Source organism: Nocardioides malaquae, from assembly GCF_015070385.1.
Classification (GTDB): Bacteria; Actinomycetota; Actinomycetes; order Propionibacteriales; family Nocardioidaceae; genus Nocardioides; species Nocardioides malaquae.
On the sequence record NZ_JADCSA010000311.1, the window covers coordinates 1 to 278 of the forward strand.

1 protein-coding gene is annotated in these 278 nt (G+C 48.2%); it reads right to left on the reverse strand.

What is annotated here, in order from left to right; genetic code table 11:
• Nucleotides 1–278: hypothetical protein (locus tag IEQ44_RS15755; protein ID WP_227487625.1), on the reverse strand; the 278-nt coding region annotated here is incomplete at both ends.

The window sequence follows — 278 nt, forward strand, 5'->3', positions numbered from 1 at the left end:
TTTGCCAGAAAGCATTTTCCAGTATCCCTTCAGCGTCACTTTTTGCCGCAATTACGTTGCCAGGCTGATTCGCTTCGATATAAAGCGTGCGATAGCCCATAGAAGGGACAATCTGGTTGATCTGTATATCAAACTCCATAAAGGGATCGTAATTACCGTAATGAACTATTTGCCGATCGATTAGGCCTGGATCGATCTCACGGGCATGGCGAATAAAATACGGTACAGGCTGACCGCGATCGTCCCGCAAATTAAACTGGCTGGCGCGCAGCCGCACA